At 47.8% G+C, this 859-nt stretch carries 1 pseudogene; it reads right to left on the bottom strand.

What is annotated here, in order from left to right:
- A pseudogene (locus R7190_RS26420) lies at positions 1–859 on the bottom strand (hypothetical protein); the annotation flags it as partial.

Here is an 859-nt window from a genome sequence, read left to right as displayed (position 1 = left end):
TCTTCAGGAAGAGGCTGGCCTGTCGCCATTGATGCTTTTTCTAACACTTCCAGAATACGCTCTGAGTCCATGCTAAAGCTCAACAAACCGTTTGGCTTCAACTCTTGAGCCATCACGTCCTTGCTTGCTTCTGCCGCGTACTCGCCGCTGTATAGCGTTAGGTGGCTGCCATTTAAGCGTGCAAACACGTCCATCTTCATGCCCGTGTGCATCTCTAACAAGTCACTTACGTTCACAGGTTGGTTGTCTGGTTGCAGTTGAAGCTGCGCCAATTCAGGAACTAGCATTTGCGCAGTTTGAATCAACATGTTTGGATCTTTCGCAGACAGAGTAAACATGCCATCCATTTGGCTAAACACTTCGCCAAACTGTGCATCAGGATTGATGTTCAGATCGAACAGTTGCATGCTCAACCCTTTCAACCCATTCAGCATGCCAGAGCCCATGCTCACCGCTGCCGCCGGGTTTTGTCCGCCCATGTCTTTTTGCATTTGGCTCAGCAGCGCACATTGGTATTGTGGCTGAGTTATCTCTGTCCAAATTTGACCAATCGATGGCGCAAGCGTGTTGATGTCGATGCCTAGCGCCAAACTAAAGAAGCTCTTATCGCTGTTAGACTCGGTTAACACACCACGAATCGATTTAAGCGCATCGACGATCACTTTATTCTTCGACTCAACAACAAAGCCGCCTTTGATTGACGCTTGCTCACCGTTTAGCTTGTACTCCGCAAACGCCACCGATTGAGGCCAGTTTTCTGCAATTTGCGTAAACTCGTTATGACAAACTGGTGTGCGCATTTCCGTAATGTTTGGATCGACATTAAGACGAGTTAATTGACGAGCAAACATGTTGCCAT

It is taken from the genome of Vibrio sp. 1078-1, from assembly GCF_033340475.1.
Note: the sequence above shows the minus strand (reverse complement) of the source record. Positions and strands in the feature narration are given on the sequence as shown.